13 protein-coding genes are annotated in these 19,301 nt (G+C 63.7%); 9 read left to right on the top strand and 4 right to left on the bottom strand.

Going from position 1 to position 19,301, the window contains the following annotated elements:
• Nucleotides 1-5: 5 nt before the first annotated feature.
• A complete protein-coding gene (locus CAG00_RS26655; protein WP_085665730.1) occupies nt 6-2,072 on the bottom strand; it encodes an ATP-binding protein in 2,067 nt (688 codons plus the stop codon).
• Between the two features lie 174 nt (nt 2,073-2,246).
• Here CAG00_RS26655 and CAG00_RS26650 point away from each other — a divergent pair, with 174 nt between their 5' ends.
• Nucleotides 2,247-2,927 (top strand): type 1 glutamine amidotransferase domain-containing protein, encoded by a 681-nt coding sequence (locus CAG00_RS26650; RefSeq protein WP_085665729.1) that lies wholly within the window; start codon nt 2,247-2,249, stop codon nt 2,925-2,927.
• A 133-nt stretch (nt 2,928-3,060) separates the two neighbouring features.
• Nucleotides 3,061-3,846: a CSS-motif domain-containing protein gene (locus tag CAG00_RS26645; protein WP_238066393.1), complete on the top strand. Its 786-nt coding sequence runs from the start codon at nt 3,061-3,063 to the stop codon at nt 3,844-3,846.
• 40 nt (nt 3,847-3,886) lie between these two features.
• Here CAG00_RS26645 and hppD read toward each other — a convergent pair whose 3' ends face one another.
• Nucleotides 3,887-4,963 carry a 4-hydroxyphenylpyruvate dioxygenase gene (hppD, locus tag CAG00_RS26640; protein ID WP_025339331.1) on the bottom strand — a complete coding sequence of 359 codons (1,077 nt, stop codon included), beginning with the start codon at nt 4,961-4,963 and terminating at the stop codon, nt 3,887-3,889.
• 299 nt (nt 4,964-5,262) lie between these two features.
• On the opposite strand from hppD, the gene CAG00_RS26635 reads away from it, so the two are divergent.
• On the top strand, nt 5,263-6,849 hold the full coding sequence (locus tag CAG00_RS26635) for an EAL domain-containing protein (RefSeq protein WP_085665728.1): 1,587 nt from the start codon (nt 5,263-5,265) through the stop codon (nt 6,847-6,849).
• 32 nt (nt 6,850-6,881) lie between these two features.
• Nucleotides 6,882-7,769: an EamA family transporter RarD gene (gene rarD / locus CAG00_RS26630; protein WP_025339333.1), complete on the top strand. Its 888-nt coding sequence runs from the start codon at nt 6,882-6,884 to the stop codon at nt 7,767-7,769.
• Here the strand turns inward: rarD and CAG00_RS26625 are convergent.
• Nucleotides 7,732-9,303 carry a TerC family protein gene (locus CAG00_RS26625; protein ID WP_085665727.1) on the bottom strand — a complete coding sequence of 524 codons (1,572 nt, stop codon included), beginning with the start codon at nt 9,301-9,303 and terminating at the stop codon, nt 7,732-7,734. The genes rarD and CAG00_RS26625 overlap by 38 nt on opposite strands.
• A gap of 396 nt (nt 9,304-9,699) precedes the next feature.
• Here CAG00_RS26625 and CAG00_RS26620 point away from each other — a divergent pair, with 396 nt between their 5' ends.
• On the top strand, nt 9,700-10,287 hold the full coding sequence (locus CAG00_RS26620; protein ID WP_085615474.1) for a LysE family translocator: 588 nt from the start codon (nt 9,700-9,702) through the stop codon (nt 10,285-10,287).
• A gap of 92 nt (nt 10,288-10,379) precedes the next feature.
• Here the strand turns inward: CAG00_RS26620 and CAG00_RS26615 are convergent, their stop codons facing one another.
• The gene (locus tag CAG00_RS26615) at nt 10,380-11,162 is read right to left on the bottom strand and encodes an AraC family transcriptional regulator (RefSeq protein ID WP_085665726.1); all 783 of its coding nucleotides are present in this window, start codon (nt 11,160-11,162) and stop codon (nt 10,380-10,382) included.
• 162 nt (nt 11,163-11,324) lie between these two features.
• Between CAG00_RS26615 and CAG00_RS26610 the strand changes: the two genes are divergently transcribed.
• The 4 genes from CAG00_RS26610 to CAG00_RS26590 all read left to right on the top strand — a co-directional run bounded on the left by CAG00_RS26610 (nt 11,325) and on the right by CAG00_RS26590 (nt 18,742).
• Nucleotides 11,325-15,152, top strand: a complete 3,828-nt coding sequence (locus CAG00_RS26610) for a leucine-rich repeat domain-containing protein (RefSeq protein WP_085665725.1) — start codon at nt 11,325-11,327, stop codon at nt 15,150-15,152.
• 147 nt (nt 15,153-15,299) lie between these two features.
• Nucleotides 15,300-16,919, top strand: a complete 1,620-nt coding sequence (locus CAG00_RS26600; protein WP_085665723.1) for an NADP-dependent glyceraldehyde-3-phosphate dehydrogenase — start codon at nt 15,300-15,302, stop codon at nt 16,917-16,919.
• A 110-nt stretch (nt 16,920-17,029) separates the two neighbouring features.
• The gene (locus CAG00_RS26595; protein ID WP_025339339.1) at nt 17,030-17,497 is read left to right on the top strand and encodes a VOC family protein; all 468 of its coding nucleotides are present in this window, start codon (nt 17,030-17,032) and stop codon (nt 17,495-17,497) included.
• A 63-nt stretch (nt 17,498-17,560) separates the two neighbouring features.
• On the top strand, nt 17,561-18,742 hold the full coding sequence (locus CAG00_RS26590) for a hypothetical protein (RefSeq protein ID WP_085588495.1): 1,182 nt from the start codon (nt 17,561-17,563) through the stop codon (nt 18,740-18,742).
• Nucleotides 18,743-19,301 lie beyond the last annotated feature (559 nt).

Here is a 19,301-nt window from a genome sequence, read left to right as displayed (position 1 = left end):
CCGCTTCATTCCTCCAGCATGCGTAGCGCCTCATCCACCAGGTCCGCCAGCGCGAACGGCTTGTTCATCAATGCCGTGCCCGGCTGCTCGAGCAACTGCGCTTCGATCGGCTGACCCGCATAGCCGGTGATGAACAGGATCTTCTGCAACGGCAGCTGCATGCGCATGGCCTTGGCCACCTGGCGGCCACTGAAACCACCTGGCAAGCCGATGTCGGTGATTACCAGGTCGAACGGGCCGTCATGGCGGAAGCGCTCCAGCGCACTATTGGCGTCGCCCACATCAATGACCTCGAAACCACGCTCGGTCAGGTACTCGCGCATCACCGCACGCAAACCGAGCTCGTCATCGACCAGCAACAGGCGCTGCCCCCCGGCCATGCGTTGCGAGCGCTGCACCAGCGCGGGCGCCTCGGGTAGCGGGTCATGGCACCTTGGGAAAAGCATGCAGACCTTGGTGCCCTGGTTCGGCTCCGACTCGATCCAGGCGTAGCCCCCCGACTGGCCGACAAACCCATACACCATCGACAAGCCAAGCCCTGAGCCACGCCCGACCGGCTTGGTGGTGAAGAACGGTTCAAAGGCCCTGGCAATGTCCACCGCCGGCATGCCGCGGCCATCATCCTCCACATGCAAGGCCACGTAGTCGCCTGGCGGCAGGCCGCCCTCATCCGGGAAACACGCCGTCAGCCGCTGGTTGACACTGCGCAGCGTGACATTGCCGCGATCCAGGCACGCTTCGCGAGCGTTGGTGCAAAGATTGATCAAGGCATTTTCAAGCTGGGAAACATCAAGGTTCACCGCCCACGGCGTGACATCCAGCTGCCAGTGCAAACGCATCTCGGCGCCCAGCGTGCTGCGCAGCAGTGGTTCGCTCAAGCGCAATTGCCGGTTGAAGTCCAGCGGCCTGGGCGCCAAAGGTTGATGACGGGAAAACGCCAGCAAGCGATGGGTCAGCTCCATGGCACGCTGCACCGAATCACGCGCCACCTCGACATAGGTCTCCACGCGCTCCAGCCGTCCTTCCTGCAGGCGCCGTTGCAGCAACTCCAGGCTGCCGCCGATGCCGGACAACAAGTTGTTCAGTTCATGGCCCATGCCCCCGGCCAACTGGCCAACCACTTCCAGGCGTTCGTTGTTGCGCATCAGGGCTTCGGATTGACGCGCGGCCTCTTCATGCTCCTCGGTGATGTCCCGGCCAACGGCAGTCAGCAGGCTGCCATCGAACCGCGCACTCCAGCGAAAACAGTGGTAATGGCCATCGCAGTGACGCAGGCGCGTCTCAATCTGCTCGGCATTGCGGTATTGCAGGCACCCGGAAACCGCCACCTCAACCTCGGCGCGATCGGCCGGATGTACCAGGTCCAATACCGGAACACCCTGTACCTGCTCCTCGGCCCAGCCCAGAATGCGGTACCAGGCGGGGTTGGCGGCATGCACCTTCAGCTCGGGCGTAACCGTCATCATCGCATCACGCGACAACTGCCAGAACTGCTCGCGCTCCACCAGGTGTCGCTCGACCTGCTGCTCGAAGCTTTGCGCCTGCTCGCGCCAGTGGCGGTGCGCCTCGACGCTGGCCGTGGTCTCGATCACCGCGTGCAGAAAACCTGCCACGTTGCCCAGTTCATCGCGCAACGGTGTGTAGCCGAACGCATACCACAACGGCTCCCCGCCTTCGCCGCAGGCAAGACGCAGTGGTGGGTCCTCGACAAAACTCGAGTGCCCTTCGAGCGCCTTGAATACCCACGGCCCCATCGCCGGCCATACATCGCTCCAAAGCGCATCGAAGGCCATGCCCAATGCATCCGGGGCAACCGGCCGCAACGCCCGGTAGCCAGCATTGTGGACAACGTTGAGGTCTGGCCCCCAGACCACGGCACACGGGAACGGTGTCAAGTGCATCATGTCGACGGCAATGCGCAATGAGGCCGGCCAGCGCGGCAGCGGCCCGAGCGATGTGCGCCCCCAGTCGAACTGTACAATCCGTTCGCCCATGAGGTCGGCCGGTGCCAGTACAGGCGCCTGCAGAATGACCGTCGACGCAGGCTCGCGCGGCGTACCGTTTTCGACCACTATCGTGACTCCAGCATGGTTCAGGAAAAGTATGGGCGCCCCGTGAATGTGGTTCACGGTAGCACAACACACGCCACGCAATATGGCGTACTTGCACCTGAGAGCTATGCTCATTAGGTTTTCCCTCGGGCCAGGGAGCAACGGCCCATTCAGGTTGCCGACGGGAGCGTGGTCATGAGCAAGAAAATGCTGGTGGTGCTGACCAATACAGCCAAGTATCCGACCCTCAAACGGGCGACCGGGTTGTGGCTGGGGGAAGCCGTGCACTTTGTCGAAAAAGTCGAGAAAGCCGGTTATACGGTCGATTATGTCAGCCCGCTGGGCGGCTACGTACCCGTCGACCCGCATAGCCTGCAAATGGCCCCCGACCTGGACTGGCAGTGGTATGACGACAAGCGCTTCATGACCCGCCTGGGCACCACCTTGAGCCCTGGCCAGGTAAAGGCCGAAGAGTACCGCGTCATCTACTACACCGGCGGGCACGGGGTGATGTATGACTTTCCCGACAACCAGCCGCTGCAAGACCTGGCACGCCGGGTCTACGAGAACAAGGGCATAGTCGCAGCGGTCTGCCATGGTGTTGTCGGGCTGCTGAACATCAAGCTCAGCGATAACAGCCTGTTGCTCAAGGATCGTCAGGTGACCGGCTTCTCCAATACCGAGGAGAAACTGGTCGAACTGGACAAGGTGGTCCCCTTCCTGACGGAAAACGAGCTGGGCGCGCGCGGCGGTATCTACAGCAAGCATGAAGACCCGTGGCAGCCGTTCGCGGTGGCCGATGATCGGCTGATCACCGGGCAGAACCCGGCCTCCACGGCACTACTGGCCGAAAAAGTGCTCGCCAAGCTGAAGTAAAGCCGACAACGAGGTTCTGCTTTTCTGTAAAACTGCAACACTGTTGGCCTACAGCCGGGGGCGTCATCAAGCACATAGGATCAGCGCTGACCTGTTCAACCCGAACAGCAAGGTTCAACGGAGCGGCGGTCCTATGGCAGCAATACCGAGTGTCGGCATCAACTGGCGGAAACTACTGCTGATATTGTCCATCGGCGCAATACCGGTGCTATCCGGGTTACTGATGATGGACTATCAGTTGGAAAGAAAACTTGAGGAGAATGCCAAGGTTTCTGTTCAAGAGGCGGTTTTCAGCATCGACCAGGCACTGGGCCGCATGGAAGGCGATCTGGACCTGATCCTGCCATTGGCAGGCAAGCCCTGTGACGAAGTGCTCGGTACGCTGGAGCAGAGAGTCGCCAACAGCCCGCACCTTCGCTCTTTGATACTCACCCGCGACCAACAAGCGTATTGTGCGACGGACATGGACCCTTTGGCGTACAACTCGGCATTTGCCCTGTCCGGACGGCAGACAGAGCTGGCATTCGACGCGCCATCGTCGCCTAACGCGGCGATCATCAAGATCCAGAGACCGCACAGCGACCCCGGGATAATCGCAACCGCATACGGTCGGCAGTTGCGTGACGAACTGCGTGCTTTCCAGGACGGGCTGACATTGCTTCTGGAGTTCAACGACCTGTATATCTGGAGCGAGGGAGACAGCCGCGACGCACGACGCCCCTCCCAGGCCGAATTCACCGAGCGAACGGTGTCCCAGAAATATGGCTACATGGTGATCGGCGGCTACCCAAAAGGGTACGCCGCCCAGGAGTTTCGCCTATCCCTTCACCAGGTGCTGCCCTCGCTGGTACTGGTCGGGGTCGCCAGCATGTTCATCATGTACCTGGGCCTGACCATTTCGGGCAAGAAGAAGGGTTGATACCGCCGCCATCGAGTCGTGACGGCGGTACTCTCGGGGATCAGTCGGTGCTCAGCACACCACGGCGTACCTGGTCGCGCTCGATCGATTCGAACAGGGCCTTGAAGTTGCCCTCGCCAAAGCCGTCGTCACCCTTGCGCTGGATGAACTCGAAGAACACCGGGCCGAGCAAGGTCTCGGAGAAGATCTGCAGCAGCAGGCGCTTGTCGTCAGGCTGGGAGGCGCCATCGAGGAGGATGCCGCGTGCTTTCAGCTGATCTACCGGCTCGCCGTGACCTGGCAAGCGCTCCTCGAGCATCTCGTAGTAGGTTTGCGGCGGTGCCGTCATGAAACGCATGCCGAAGCCCTTGAGGGCGTCCCAGGTCTTGAGCAGGTCATCGGTCAGGAAGGCGACGTGCTGGATGCCTTCGCCGTTGAACTGCATCAGGAACTCTTCGATCTGCCCGGAGCCCTTGGACGATTCTTCGTTCAGCGGGATACGGATCATGCCATCCGGTGCGGTCATGGCACGCGAAGTCAGGCCGGTGTACTCACCCTTGATGTCGAAGTAGCGGATTTCGCGGAAGTTGAACAGCTTCTCGTAGAAGCCGGCCCAGTACGACATGCGCCCGCGATAAACGTTGTGGGTGAGGTGGTCGATGATCTTCAGGCCGGCACCCACCGGGTTGCGGTCCACACCCTCGATGAACTTGAAGTCGATGTCGTAGATCGAGCTGCCTTCCTCGAAACGGTCGATCAGGTACAGCGGCGCACCGCCGATACCCTTGATCGCCGGCAGGCGCAGCTCCATCGGCCCGGTTTCGATTTCCACCGGCTGGGCGCCCAGTTCGAGGGCGCGGGCATAGGCCTCGTGGGCGTTGCGCACGCGGAACGCCATGCCGCATACCGACGGGCCGTGTTCGGCGGCGAAGTACGAGGCGATGCTCTTGGGTTCGTTGTTCAGGATCAGGTTGATGTCACCCTGGCGATACAGGTGCACATCCTTGGAACGGTGGGTAGCCACCTTGGTGAAGCCCAGCATCTGGAATACCGGCTCGAGTACGCCAGGGGTCGGCGAAGCCAGTTCGATGAATTCGAAGCCCATCAGGCCCATTGGATTGTCGAAGATATCAGCCATGTTCGTGTCCTCATCTGCAGCGAAAAATTATTGATTGCGTGGGATGTGGCACGGAAACGGCGGTGAGCACGGGATACCCCGCACGCTGCGGGCGAGGAAGTCACCTATTATCAGCTTGAACCCATGGTATGTCATATGGACCCATTCTCGGCGGGCTTGATCCTTCGGTATCGAAGGACCTTATTGTTGTATTCGTAAATCGATTCTACATTGCGTAAAATAGTTTGTCGCGCTTTAGTTGCTCACGGCTTCCGACAAGCGGCTATCCTCTCGTAATCCTTCCTACAGATCAGGTCAGCATGCCCCTTACCGTCAAACGCCGCGCCGGCTTCGGCTGGCGCACCCTGTTGCCCTGGGTCGTCGGCGTGCTGCCGGTGGCGTGCGGCCTGACCGTGATGAACTGGCAGATCGAGCGCGAAATGCAGGCCAGCAGCCAGGCCACCGCCCGCCAGGTGGTGGAACACGTCGAGCGCATTCTCGACAACCTGTCCAGCGCTGCCAATGCCCTGCTGCCACTTGTCGACAGCCCGTGCGACGAGGCCCAGCTCATGCTGCGCGCCCAGGTCACGCGCAAAGCCTTCGTGCGCTCGACCAACCTGTTCCGGCACAACGCCCTTTATTGCACCTCGCTGTTCGGCGCATTCGACGAGCCGGTCAACCCCGGCGACTACATCGACGGCAAGCTGTGGCTGATGGATGGCAACTCGGTCACCCCAGGCCACCCGCTGCTGGTGTATCGGGCCAGCGATGGCGACCGCGGCGCGATCAGTACGGTGGATGGCGAACACCTGCTGACGGCGCTGCGCCTGATCGGCCCCGATGAAGAGCTGCAGATCCGCGTGGGCGATGCCTGGCTGGGCAAGGATGGCATCGTGCACAAGGGCGTGCCCCCTGCCGCGGCCAGCGCGAATGTGCAGCTGGGCTCGACCCGTTACCCGTTCAGCGTGCATGGCGGCTACGGCGCCGACAAGCAGGGCCAGCTGTGGCGCAGCCACTACCCCGCCCTGTTCGGCTTGCTGCTGGTACTGGGCGCGGTGGCCGCCCTGGTGTGCCGCTGGCAGGTTCGCCGCGCCACCTCGCCCCGTGCCGAACTGCGTCGGGCCCTGGAGGCCGACGAGTTCCTGCCGTACTTCCAGCCGGTGGTGCGCAAGGGCGACTACCGCTGGGCCGGCGCCGAAGTGCTGATGCGCTGGAACCACCCGCGCGAAGGCCTGGTACGCCCCGACCTGTTCATCCCCTACGCCGAACACAGCGGGCAGATCGTCGCCATGACCCGTGCGCTGATGATGCACACCGCGCAGAACCTGGCACCCTATGCCGGGCTGCTGGAGGACGGTTTCCATATCGGCATCAACATCACTGCCGACCACTGCCGCGACTTCAGCCTGCTGGACGACTGCCGCACCTTCCTTCAGCACTTCCCGCCAGGCCGGGTGGTGCTGACCCTGGAGCTGACCGAGCGCAAGCTGATCGAGGCCACGCCGGTGGCTCTGGAACTGTTCGAAAAGCTCGACGCCATGGGTGTGAAGATTGCCCTGGACGACTTCGGCACCGGCCAGTCGAGCCTCAACTACCTGCGCCAGTTCAAGGTCGACTACCTGAAGATCGACCAGAGCTTCGTCGCCATGATCGGTGCCGACGCGCTGTCGGTACACATCCTCGAGACCATCATCGAGCTGTCGGCCAAGCTGGGCCTGGGCATCGTTGCCGAGGGCGTGGAAACCGAAGCCCAGCGCGACTACCTGGCCCGTCACGAGGTGGACTTCCAGCAGGGCTACCTGTTCGCCAGGCCCATGCCGGCTGCTCAATTCCTCGAGGCGCTGGCGGCACGCCCGGCTGCGTCGCGGTTGCCGCAAGCCGCGCCCCCTGAGATCATGCGCGGCTGATCCACCCGCTCAATTCCCTATTCGAGGCATTCGTGTCAAAAGGCATTCTTTCGTCGGTCATGGCGTCCTGTCTGTTCGCCGTGATGTACTTCTATACCTCTCTGCTCACGCCGCTCGATGGCGAAGAGATCTTTGGCTGGCGCACCCTGTTGACGCTGCCCTGCCTGACCCTGTTCATGCTTGTCTCGAAAGACTGGAAACGGGTGGGTGAACTGCTTGCCCGGGTAAAACGCACGCCGCTGCTGTTACTGGGCATGGTCGCCACATCGTGGCTGATGGGCGTGCAGCTGTGGCTGTTCCTCTGGGCACCCCTGCACGGGCGCAGTCTGGAAGTGTCGATGGGCTACTTCCTGCTGCCGCTGGCCATGGTCCTGACCGGGCGCCTGGTGTATGGCGAGCGCCTGTCACGCCTGCAGAAGGTGGCCGTGGCCTGCGCCGCGCTGGGCGTGGGCCACGAGCTGTACCAGCATGGCAGTTTCGCCTGGGAAACCCTGGTGGTGACGATCGGCTACCCGATCTACTTCGTGTTGCGCAAGCGCTGCCGCACCGAACACCTGGGCGGCCTGTGGTGCGACATGTGCCTGCTGTTGCCCTGGGCGTTGTACTTCGTGATCCAGGGCCCGCTTTCCCCTGCCGATCTGCAGGCACACCCCGGGCTGTATGCGTTGATCCCGATCCTCGGGGCGATCAGCGCCTCGGCCCTGATCGCCTACGTGCTGGCCAGCCGCCTGCTGCCGTTCAGCCTGTTCGGCCTGCTCAGCTACGTCGAACCGGTGCTGCTGGTGGGCGTGGCGCTGCTGCTGGGCGAAACCATCGGCCCGGATCAGTGGCTGACCTACCTGCCGATCTGGGCCGCGGTGCTGGTGCTGGTGATCGAGGGCTTCAAGCACCTGCTGCGTCAACGTCGCCGCTCGGTGTAAGCCGAACCTGGCGCACCCGCCGCTCCTCGACCGCCTCCACGGTCAGCGTCCAGCCATTCCAGGCCAGGCGGTCACCCACCATGGGCAGGCGGTCGAGCAGGCTCATCACCAGGCCCGCGAGGGTCTGGTAGTCCTCGGTGGCGCGGGCGCTGAAGCCGGTACGCGCCTGCACCTGGCTCAGGTTCAACGCACCGCTGACCACAAAGCCTTCACCTTCCTGGACGATGCCCGGGCCTTCGACCTCGCTGGCATCCGGCAGCTCGCCGGCAATCGACTCGAGGATATCGGTCATGGTCAGCAGGCCGGTGAAGTCACCGAACTCGTTGACGACGAAGGCGATGTGCGTCGACTGGCCTCGCATCTGCTCCAGGGCGTTGAGGATGCTGAAGCTTTCCAGCAGGTTCAGCGGTACCCGGGCCATGCCTTCCAGATCGGGCTGGCTACCCGACAGCAGTTCCTTGAGCAGCTCCTTCTTGTGCACGAAGCCCAGCGGCTCGTCCACGCGGCCATCGCGGATCAATGGCAGGCGCGAGTACGGCGAATTGGCCAGGGCCAGGGCAATCGCGTCGGCCGGCTGCGCCAGGTCGATCACATCGACCTCGGCGCGGGCGGTCATCACCGTGCGGATCGGCCGCTCGGCCAGGTTCAGCACGCCACTGATCATCACCCGTTCACGGCGGTCGAACAGCACCTGCTCCTCACCGCCTTCGACCAAGTCGGCGATTTCCTCGCCCACCTCGTCCGCCTCGACCCGGCGGCCACCCAGCAGGCGCAGCACGGCATGCGCGGTGCGCTCACGCAGCGGCCGGTGCTGCTGCAGGCTGCGCTTGCGGCGGGCACGGGCCAGCTGGTTGAACAGCTCGATCAGGATCGAAAAGCCGATGGCCGCGTACAAGTAGCCTTTCGGGATATGGAAGCCCAGGCCTTCGGCGGTAAGGCTGAAGCCGATCATCATCAGGAAGCCCAGGCACAACATGATCACCGTAGGGTGGGCGTTGACGAAGCGGGTCAGCGGCTTGCTGGCAACGATCATGATGCCGATCGAGAAGATCACCGCGATCATCATCACCGACAAATGCTCGACCATGCCCACCGCGGTAATCACCGCGTCCAGCGAGAACACCGCATCGAGCACCACGATCTGCGCAACGATCGGCCAGAACGCAGCGTGGCGCACCGCGCCACTGGCCTGGGTCACATGGCCTTCCAGGCGCTCGTGCAGCTCCATGGTGGCCTTGAACAGCAGGAACACGCCACCGAACAGCATGATCAGGTCACGGCCGGAGAAGCTCTTGTCGAACACCTCGAACAATGGCGCGGTCAGCGTGACCATCCACGAGATACTGGCCAACAGGCCCAGACGCATGATCAACGCCAGGCTCAGGCCAATGACCCGCGCGCGGTCGCGCTGATGCGGCGGCAGCTTGTCGGCGAGGATGGCGATGAACACCAGGTTGTCGATACCCAGCACCAGCTCGAGGACGATAAGCGTCAACAGGCCCAGCCAGGCCGTGGGGTCGGCTAGCCATTCCATTAGCGGGTACTCACGAGGGCAGCGTCACGAGGACGGGAGAAGGAAGGCCTTGAAGGCCGGGGACTGGGGGGCTCCGCGAAGGTGCTCATATGGACCTTGATAGCAAATTGGGAAAACGATCCTACAAGTACAGCAGCTCTCCGTAATAGCGCAAAACTATTACAAAACCTGTAACAACCCCTGTAGGAGCGGCCTTGTGTCGCGATCGGGCCGCACAGCGGCCCCAGCTAATGATGCAGCGCTGCTGAAACCCGGGGGCCGCTGTGCGGCCCGATCGCGACACAAGGCCGCTCCTACACAAAAATGCGCTGGCCGGGCGTGGGGTACTTTTCTTCAATACCGCAGGCTGTCGATGCCCGAGCATGGAGGCCACCCTCAACCAAACGGATCCCCCTCATGAGCCTGTCCCTGTCCATGGCCGCTTTCGCACTGGCGGCCTCGATCTCCCCCGGCCCGGTCAACATTGTTGCGCTGGGCAGCGGTGCCCGCCATGGCCTGCGTGCCAGCCTGGCGCATGTGGCTGGCGCCACGCTGGGCTTCTGCCTGTTGCTGGTACTGGTCGGCCTGGGCCTGCATCAGTTGTTGCTGCGCTGGCCTTTGCTGGGCCTGCTGTTGCACTGGGGCGGCGTGGCGTTCCTGCTGTACATGGCATGGAAGCTGGCCAGCGACGATGGGCAGCTGGGCAATGCCCATCCCGCTCAGGCCCCCTCGGCCTGGCACGGCGCGGCAATGCAATGGCTCAACCCCAAGGCATGGCTGGCAGCGGTGGCCGGGGTGGGTGCCTACACCGGCGGCGAGCAGCAGTTGCTGTGGCTGTTTGCCTGGATCTACGGGCCGATCTGTTTCATTTCGGTGGCCAGCTGGGCGTGGGCCGGGAGCGTGGTTCGCCAGTACCTGGGCAACCCACGGCACATGCGCCTGCTGAATCGGGGCTTGGCGGTACTGCTAGTGGGCAGCGCGGTTTATCTGGTCATTCAAGGCTAGCTGCACCAGCCCTGTCGCTGCCCTCAAGACCTGCGCAGTACCTGTAGGAGCTGGCTTGCCGGCGATAGGGCCATCACAGCCAAAATGGAAATTCAGCCGAATGCATTGCGGTAATGCCCCGGCGTCGCCGCCAGGTGCTGCTTGAAGGCTCGCTGCAGGTGCGCCTGGTCGGCAAACCCGGCCTCCTGCGCAACTTCGGCAATTGCCCGGCCCTGGCGCAGTTGCGCCCTGGCCAGCTGCACGCGCTGGTCGAGCAGGTAGCCATGCGGCGTCAGGCCGAAGCGTTGGCGGAACGCGCGAATCAGGTAGGAACGCGACAGGCCGCAGGCCGCGCAGATGTCGTCCAGGCTCAGCGGGTCGCCACGATGGGCGCGTATGAACGCTGCCGCCGCGTCCAGTCGCGGGTTGCCCTCGTCGTTCACGCTGGCATTACCGTCAAGCATGCCCGGCAGTGCGCCAAACAGTGCCGCCAGGCGGCCTTCGCGGTCCGGCACACTGGCGTCGAACAGGTCGGCAAAGGCCTGCAACAGGCACCGGTACAATACCGGCGAGCTACTCCACGCCTGGGCCGGCAAGGCAAACCCCAGCGCCTGCAACCAGGGCATGTCGACGAACAACATCAGGTAGGACCATGGCTCCCCGGCGATGGGGTTGCAGGCGTGCACCACGCCTGGGTTCATCAATACCGTGGCACCAGCCGCCACCTCGATGCACTGGTCACCGTACAGGTAGGTGCTGCGCCCACCCGTGATCACCCCGATGGAAAAGCTCTCGTGGGAATGCGCGGCGTAGCACACCTGGCGCCCGTCCCCTACCCGCCGGGCTTCGACGAAGGGCAACGCCGGGTCGCGCCAGAACCGTGATACTTCGATCATCCCTCACCCCGCTCGCCGCTGCCATGCGCCTGGATACTACACGCTTGTCACGGAATCAGCAGGCAACCGCAGGCCATATATCCAGCCCGCGTTATCCCATTACCACTTGGCCATCGATAAATACCGTTTGATGCCCCCTCTTTGCATGAAAGGAGCATCGACATGCCAGCCATCAACCCTCATCAACCCTTGCTCGAGGCGCAGCTGCCGCACTGGGCACGCCAGGTAACGCCCAATCAATGGGCCGCGTTGAAGCGAACCCAGATCGCCCCGTGGAAGGCGCAGGACTGGTTCGCCAATGCTGCCCCCGACCTGCGTGACACAGTGCATGCCAGCCAGGCGCGCCTGATGCAGGCGCAAGCAGCCTTGGCCGGCTCGCTCAAAGGCCTGAAACAGATCACTGAATTCGCCGAGCCATTGCTGCAACGACGTCTTGCCGAACAAGGCTTTCACGCGCCGCTGCGCAATAGCCAACTGCTGCGGGTCGAGCGCAACTGGCACTGGGCCGCCCTGCGCTATCTTTACCGCCATCGTCGCGACAACCTGCTACAGGCCGCCCTGCAGAACTTCGCCAGCGACGAAGTGTTCACCGCTGAAAGTGCCATTGCCCTGGGCGACAACATTCAGGTGACGCCGATTCTGGTGCAAGGCTCCGCCCCCTTCGGCATGCAATCACCCGTCGCGCACTTTCCATTGCAGTCGGAGCACTATCAGGTGGAACGGCTGCCACTTGAGCCGGCCGCTTTCGCCACACAGTGCCGTGACCTGGACCTGGGTGAGGCTTACCAGACCCACCTGGAACAACACCTTGCCCAGCCCGCTACCCGAGCCTTGGCCATCAAGGTTCAGAAAGACCGCCTGCGCCTGGCGGCCGACCTTGCCTATCTGCGGCACCTGCTTGACGGCAGCACGCGCGATCAGGTCGAACAGCTGTTGCAGGGTGGTGCCGTGAGGTGCTGGCAACTGGCGCTGTTCGGCACGCCCCTGCACGAGGTCATGCTGATCGATGCCGGCAGTGCGGGGCTGGCGCTGTACCTGCCCGCCCATGACCCAGCCCTGCGTCAATGCAGCAACCTGGACGCGGTACACGACACGCTGGCGACCTTGCTGCTGGAGCCCGATGCCCGCCAAGCCTTCACTGCCTACATCAGGCAGGACCAACGCACGCACTTTCTCGACCTGTTGCAGCAGAACCTCGACGCCACAGGCAACACGGCCTTTGACCGCCCTTGGCAGCGCGCAGCGCAAGCGGACCTGCGCCCCACACGCGTGGCTATCACGGCCGAGCCTTTCGGCCACTACCAGGACCTGCACCTGGCCCGCCTCAAGCACGAAGCCAGCCTGCTGGCGGTCCCGACAGCAATGGCCGATGCCAACGCGCGAACCAGGCGCCTGGAGGAATGGGAAAGCCTTGGCCTGGATGCACTCGGTATTGCCGCGTTCTTCGTTCCGGGTGCAGGCACCCTGATGCTGGCCGTCACTGCCTGCCAACTGCTCGGCGAGGCCTTCGAGGGCTACCAGGCCTGGCATGAAGGCGACCGCCACCTGGCGCTGCGCCACCTGGAGGCGGTCGGCCTGAACCTAGCCCTGATCGGAGGGTTCGTGGCAGCGGGCAAGTTCGTGCCCAAGCTGTTCAACAGCCCGTTGATGGAAAGCCTGCAGCAAGTACGTGGCAACGACGGGCGCTACCGGCTCTGGAATGAAGACCTCACCCCCTACCGCAGTGCCGTGACACTGCCCGAAACCCTGCAGCCCAATGCACTTGGCCAGTACCTGTATCAGGGCCGGTATTTCATCCGCATGGACGGCCAGCTCTTCGAACAACGCTTCGATCACGACCTGCAGCAATGGCGGGGCATTCACCCCGACACGCCCGATGCCTGGCAGCCACCGCTGACGCACAATGCCCAAGGTGCCTGGCGCGGTCAGCATGAACAGCCCGGCCAGTGGCCATTCGCGAAGCTGGCGCGCCGTCTCGGCCCGGCATATGCCGCGTTCACGCCAGAACAGCTGACGCAGGCCGGCCGCCTCTGCGGCATCGACGCCGCGCAGTTGCGCCGGGTGCACCTGGAAGGCCGAGCAACGCCCCCGCTGTTGCTCGATGCCCTGCAACGCATGGCGGCACAGGCCGAGGTCGAGGCATTGGCCGACAAGGCCACGCCGGGCCTGTTCGAGCGCCTCTACAACGGCAGCGCGCCCACCACCCCGTCAACGCAGAAACTGCTCGCTGCCTATCCGCGGCTTTCCCCTGCCCTGGCCACGCGTTTGCTGACACCGCTGGGCGAGGCTGAATCGCTCGCCTGGCAAAAGCAGGGTCAGCTACCCACTCAGGTTCGCCAGGCACTGGAACAGGTGCACAGCGAGCTGCCCCTGGTACGCGCCCTGGAGAGTGTGCTTCAGCCGGCCCGGGCCAGCAGCGACAGCGAACGCTTGCTGTTCAGCGCCCTGGATGCCATGCCCGACTGGCCTGTGGATTTGCGCCTGGAGCTGCGCGGCGCAAGCCCCCAAGGCCCTTTGCTGGAGCATGTCGGCAGCGACCAGACCAGCACCCTGCGCCGTGTGATCAAAACGGCCGAAGGCTATGAGGTCGACCGGGGCGAGCGCCCTGCACCTGGACCGCGTGATTCGGACCTCTGCCGTGCCATTGAACAGGCACTGCCACGCTCGCATCGCGATACGCTGGGTATCCCGACGGCCGATGGCAGCGCGCTACGCCAGCGCGTAATGGGTTGGGTCGACCTGCACAGGGAGACATTGGCTCAGCGGCTCTGGGGGCACCGCGCGCTGCTGCGCAAGCCCATCGGTAGCTTGCGCGGCGGTCGGCCGCTTGACCCCGAACCGCCTCAGCCGCGCCTGGCAGGCTCGCTGGCCGGAGCCTATCGGCGCTTGTTCCCCGACGCCACCGACTGGGAATTCGAAAACTGGCTCGGCAACGACGAGGAGAACCCGTACGTCGATGACATTCGCTCACCCACACAGCGGCTGCACGACCTGCAGCAGCGTCTGGATACTTTGCGCCGCGACCTGCATGAATGGGCCCGGCCCGATCCGCAGCGCCCTCACCAGCGGCACCTGGCCATCCGCCCCATCCTCAACGCCTGGCGGCGGCTGTCGAGCATAGCGCTTGAAGGGGGTGGCAGCCTGCACAGCCTGGACCTTTCCGGCCTGGACCTGGACAACCAGGCCCTGGTCAGCCTGGCCTTGCCAGACGACTTCACCCATGTGCAGCACCTGTCACTCAGCTACAACCGTTCGCTCAGCCAGTTGCCGGCCGAGTTCCATGAACGCTTCCCCAACCTCAAGCGCCTGCTGCTGAGCGACTGCCGGTTCGACACCGTGCCCCACCTGAGCAGCCCTGAACAGCTCGCCTGGCTGGACCTGGAAGGCAACCGCATTACCTGGAGTACCCAGGCCCAGCAGGCACTGAACCGCTGCTCCGGGCTCAACGTACTGGACCTTTCGGGCAACCCGCTGCTGGAGGCTCCGGACCTGCGCGGCCTGGCCTTTTTGAGGACGCTGTTCCTGAACGACTGTGCGCTCAGCGAATTGCCGCAAGGCCTGGACCAGATGATCGAGCCCATCATCCTGGACATTGGCGACAACCAGCTGGTGCGGCTGCCAGAGGGTTTCAACCTGCCACGGCCAGTCGCAAACGCCCTGCGCCTGGAAAGCGAATGGCTGGGCGCACCTGTGCTCGCGCAGATCGAGGCCTACAACACCGTGCATCAGGTGGACCTGCTGGTGTGCGAGGGCGACTACCTGGAGTTCTTCGAACAGACCGGCCCGGCCGAACTGGCCCTGTGGCAGCGTTTGCCGCTGCAGTATCGGCGCGACCTCAGGCCCTTGCTTGAACTTGAACCGTTCCTGTCCCACCCACGGCAAGCCCGTGCAGAGTTCTGGCGGCGCCTGGCGCTGATCGAGGCAGACCCCGCCCTGCGTCAGCAATGGTTGACGCACCCACCGTACGACCTGTTCAACCTCCCGCTTTGACAGCCCCCGGGTGCCTGCCTGCACAACAGGCAGGCATTTGCGGCCATGTTAAGCCAGACTGGTGTTTTTCCGGCGGCCGGTGCATGCTCGCAGCTGAAGCGATTCACCCGGCTTGAAACCCGCCCAGCAATGTGAGGTGCAGTACCCATGGACCGTCTGCTCGATTCACTCTTCCCCAGCGCCGAGAACATCCCGGAAACCTGGCGCCTGGAAGCCCCCCTGGAACAACGCGACTATCTGGTGAACGGCGAGCTCAGGCGCTGGGACGGCCCCCTGGCCACGGTGCGCAGCCCGGTCTGGCTCAAGGAAGGCAACGATGAGCAACAGGTGGTGCTGGGCAGCGCCCCGCTGCTCGATGCCGACACCGCGCTCACCGCCCTCGATGCCGCCGTGCAGGCCTACGACAAAGGCCGTGGCGCCTGGCCGAACATGCGCGTGGCCGAGCGCATCCAGCACGTCGAGACCTTCCTGGCGCGCATGCGTGAACAGCGCCACGCCGTGGTCAAGCTGCTGATGTGGGAGATCGGCAAGAACCTCAAGGATTCGGAAAAGGAATTCGACCGCACCTGCGACTACATCGTCGACACCATCAACGCCCTCAAGGACCTCGACCGCCGTTCCAGCCGCTTCGAGCTGGAACAGGGCACGCTGGGCCAGATCCGCCGTGCACCACTGGGCGTGGCCCTGTGCATGGGGCCATACAACTACCCGCTGAACGAAACCTTCACCACGCTGATCCCGGCGCTGATCATGGGCAACACCGTGGTGTTCAAGCCGGCCAAGTTCGGCGTGCTGCTGATTCGGCCGTTGCTCGAGGCCTTCCGTGACAGCTTCCCGCCAGGGGTGATCAACGTCATCTACGGCCGTGGCCGGGAAACGGTGAGCGCGCTGATGGCCAGCGGCAAGGTCGATGTGTTCGCCTTCATCGGCACGCACAAGGCCGCCAGCGACCTGAAGAAGCTGCACCCGCGCCCGCACCGGCTGCGCGCCGCGCTTGGGCTGGATGCCAAGAACCCGGGCATCGTGCTGCCCCAGGTGGACCTCGACAACGCCGTCGAAGAGGCCGTCACCGGTGCGCTGTCGTTCAATGGCCAACGCTGCACGGCGCTGAAGATCCTGTTCGTCCACGAGGACGTGGTCGATGCCTTCCTCGACAAGTTCCAGCGCAAGCTGGCCGCGCTCAAGCCCGGCATGCCTTGGGAGCCAGGCGTTGCCCTGACGCCGCTGCCCGAGCCCGGCAAGGTCGACTACCTCGACGGCCTGGTCGCCGATGCCACAGCCAAAGGCGCACGCGTGCTCAACGAAGGCGGTGGGCACAGCCGTGGCTCGTTCTTCTACCCGGCCGTGCTGTACCCGGTGAAGAGCGACATGCGCGTGTACCACGAGGAGCAGTTCGGCCCGCTGGTGCCGGTAGTGCCCTACCGCGACCTGCAGACGGTGATCGACTATGTACTGGACTCCGACTACGGCCAGCAACTGAGCCTGTTCGGCAATGACCCGGCGACCATCGGCAGCCTGGTCGACATCTTCGCCAACCAGGTCGGGCGCATCAACATCAACGCGCAATGCCAGCGCGGCCCCGACACCTACCCGTTCAACGGCCGCAAGAACAGCGCCGAAGGCACCCTGTCGGTACATGACGCCCTGCGTGTGTTCTCGATCCGCACCTTGGTCGCAACGCGCTTCCAGGAGGCCAACAAGGAACTGATCAGCGAGATCATTCGCAACCGGCAGTCGAGCTTCCTGACCACCGACTACATCTTCTGACCGCCGCGTTTATAGAGAATCGGTCTATCGCCCCTGTCGATTTTCCATCCGCGCAAACGACTCTAAGCAACAGGGCGCCAACCGGCGCCCACTTCCAAGGAGAGTCGAACATGGCAGCCAAACCCATCCCCGAAGGCCAGCACAGCATCACGCCCTACCTGGCCATCAACGACGCCGCCAAGGCCATCGAGTTCTACAAGAAGGCCTTTGGCGCAGTGGAAATGTTCCGCCTCGATGCCCCTGGCGGCCGCGTTGGCCATGCCGAGCTGAAAATCGGTGATTCGTCGCTGATGCTGGGCGACCCCTGCGACATGGAAGGCGGCCTCACCGCCAGCCAGAAGCTCAGCGGCACAGGCGTGGGCCTGCACCTGTATGTCGAAGACTGCGACAAGGTCTACGCCCAGGCCCTGGCCGCCGGCGGCACCCAGTTGCATCCCTTGACCGACCAGTTCTACGGCGACCGCAGCGGCACCCTGAAAGACCCGTTCGGCAACATCTGGTTCGTTTCCACCCACAAGGAGGACCTGACCCCCGACGAAATTCGCGCCCGCGCAGCGAAGATGTTCGGTGGCAACTGAGCGGTAAGTTGAAAGCGGCGCGACTTTGCTTGAAGCTTGGGGCTCGTAGCTGGGAGCTGCTTCATGCGAATCATCGACAAAACCGCCGCACAGGTCCGTAGCCTGACCCCTGCAGAAGAGGAGCTGCTGGTCGGCTTTGCCACCGGCAGCCTCGCCGGCCCGCGCCTGCTGCAGGCCAACCAGTTGCTGATGAAGGTGCGCAACGCCAACCAGTGGCTGGCCTGCGACTGCCGCAACGATGCCTTGCCGGTACTCAATGTCACCCTCAACGGCAGCACCGGTACGCTGTTTCTCAAGAACAACCCGGGTACCGCCGAACACGCGCCCGGCTGCCCGTTCACCAAGGACGAGCGGGAAGCGGCCGAGCGCGAGAACGACCCCGCGCCACCCGCCGCCTGGCTGCCGCCTGACACACCGTTGCGCCTGATCGGCGATTTTCGCAGCGGCACCGCCGGTGCCGGCGGCGATGGTAGCGAGCGGCGCGACCAACAGCGCCTGCTGTCACTGCTGCTGACCTGGATCGAGACCAGCGGCCTGAACCTGTATGCCACGCATCTGAAAAAGGACCTGACCGGGCAGTTTGCCGAGTTGCGCAGCGTTGCCAGCCGCTATCCGCTGCTGGAACGGGTGCCCGCAAGCAACTACCTGGAAACCCGCCTGGACATGAAGCACATGATGATGCTCAAGTCCCGCCTGCGCGAAGCCACGGTGTTCGGCAACCACCGCCGCCACGGCCTGCTGCTGGACTGCGTGGACCAGATCAAGGGGCGCAAGCTGTTCAACAACCGCAGTGAAGACGGCTTCGACTTCCAGGGCCACCACCTGTATTGGGGCGGCAACCGCACCGCCGGGCCGTTGCTGGCCTTGGCGCTGTACTCGCCGACCAGTGCCGGCAGCCATTTCTACGAGCTGATCCATGTCGCCAGCGTACCGGTGCTGTCCCGCGCCCACCTGTTCCCGGTGTATCGCGACGAAGAACGCGAGCCGCTCAAGGCCTTGGTATCGCTGGTCGACTGGATGGCCGGCAAAGGTGTGAAAGTACAGATGCGCCGCCCGGTGATCGGCGGCCAGGTGATGGATGAACTGGTAATGACTTCGGACCAGGACCGGGTGTTGTCGGTATCGTTGCTGGAGCAGCCAATCGGCCCCGAACCGGATACCGAGAACTTCAAGCGCTACGCCGACTTCAAGAGCCTGGAAACCTTCCGCAAATTCGTTGCCGGCTTCTTCATGCGTGAGCGCTGAGCCCATCTACCGGCACACACAAAACCTTGTGGGAGCGGCCTTGTGTCGCGATGGGCTGCAAAGTAGCCCCGGCCATTCATGCACTAGTGCTGAAACCCAGGGGCCGCTTCGCGGCCCATCGCGACACAAGGCCGCTCCTACAGGTACAGCGACAACCTCGAGATCAACGCTGCACCCGTGGGAGCTGCTTGCCGGCACAAACTCGTCGCTGGCTTCTTCATGCGTGAGCGCTGAGCACCATCTACCAGCACACACAAAACCTTGTAGGAGCGGCCTTGTGTCGCGATGGGCTGCAAAGCAGCCCCGGCAATTCATGCACTAGTGCTGAAACCCAGGGGCCGCTTCGCGGCCCATCGCGACACAAGGCCGCTCCTACAGGTCCAGTGCATGCCTTGAGGGCGACGCTGGCCATGTGGAAGCAACTGTCTTGCTCAAATTCTAAAAGTTGGCGCGATCCCCTGTGGGAGCTGGCTTGCCGGCGAAGAAGCCCGTACAGGCTGCATGAGGTTTGCGTATCAACCCAGAAACAGCTTGTACGCCGGGTTGTCGGTCTCATCCC

The sequence above is a fragment of the Pseudomonas sp. B5(2017) genome, from assembly GCF_002112825.1.
Taxonomy (GTDB): domain Bacteria; phylum Pseudomonadota; class Gammaproteobacteria; order Pseudomonadales; family Pseudomonadaceae; genus Aquipseudomonas; species Aquipseudomonas putida_Z.
This window is presented reverse-complemented; position numbering and strand designations above follow the sequence as displayed.

Bases quoted from the DNA above. Each gene is read 5' to 3' on its own strand.
- CAG00_RS26650 (WP_085665729.1), top strand. From the start codon at position 2,247: ATGAGCAAGAAAATGCTGGTGGTGCTGACCAATACAGCCAAGTATCCG.
- CAG00_RS26645 (WP_238066393.1), top strand. From the start codon at position 3,061: ATGGCAGCAATACCGAGTGTCGGCATCAACTGGCGGAAACTACTGCTG.
- hppD (WP_025339331.1), bottom strand. From the start codon at position 4,963: ATGGCTGATATCTTCGACAATCCAATGGGCCTGATGGGCTTCGAATTC.
- CAG00_RS26635 (WP_085665728.1), top strand. From the start codon at position 5,263: ATGCCCCTTACCGTCAAACGCCGCGCCGGCTTCGGCTGGCGCACCCTG.
- CAG00_RS26625 (WP_085665727.1), bottom strand. From the start codon at position 9,303: ATGGAATGGCTAGCCGACCCCACGGCCTGGCTGGGCCTGTTGACGCTT.
- CAG00_RS26620 (WP_085615474.1), top strand. From the start codon at position 9,700: ATGAGCCTGTCCCTGTCCATGGCCGCTTTCGCACTGGCGGCCTCGATC.
- CAG00_RS26615 (WP_085665726.1), bottom strand. From the start codon at position 11,162: ATGATCGAAGTATCACGGTTCTGGCGCGACCCGGCGTTGCCCTTCGTC.
- CAG00_RS26610 (WP_085665725.1), top strand. From the start codon at position 11,325: ATGCCAGCCATCAACCCTCATCAACCCTTGCTCGAGGCGCAGCTGCCG.
- CAG00_RS26600 (WP_085665723.1), top strand. From the start codon at position 15,300: ATGGACCGTCTGCTCGATTCACTCTTCCCCAGCGCCGAGAACATCCCG.
- CAG00_RS26595 (WP_025339339.1), top strand. From the start codon at position 17,030: ATGGCAGCCAAACCCATCCCCGAAGGCCAGCACAGCATCACGCCCTAC.
- CAG00_RS26590 (WP_085588495.1), top strand. From the start codon at position 17,561: ATGCGAATCATCGACAAAACCGCCGCACAGGTCCGTAGCCTGACCCCT.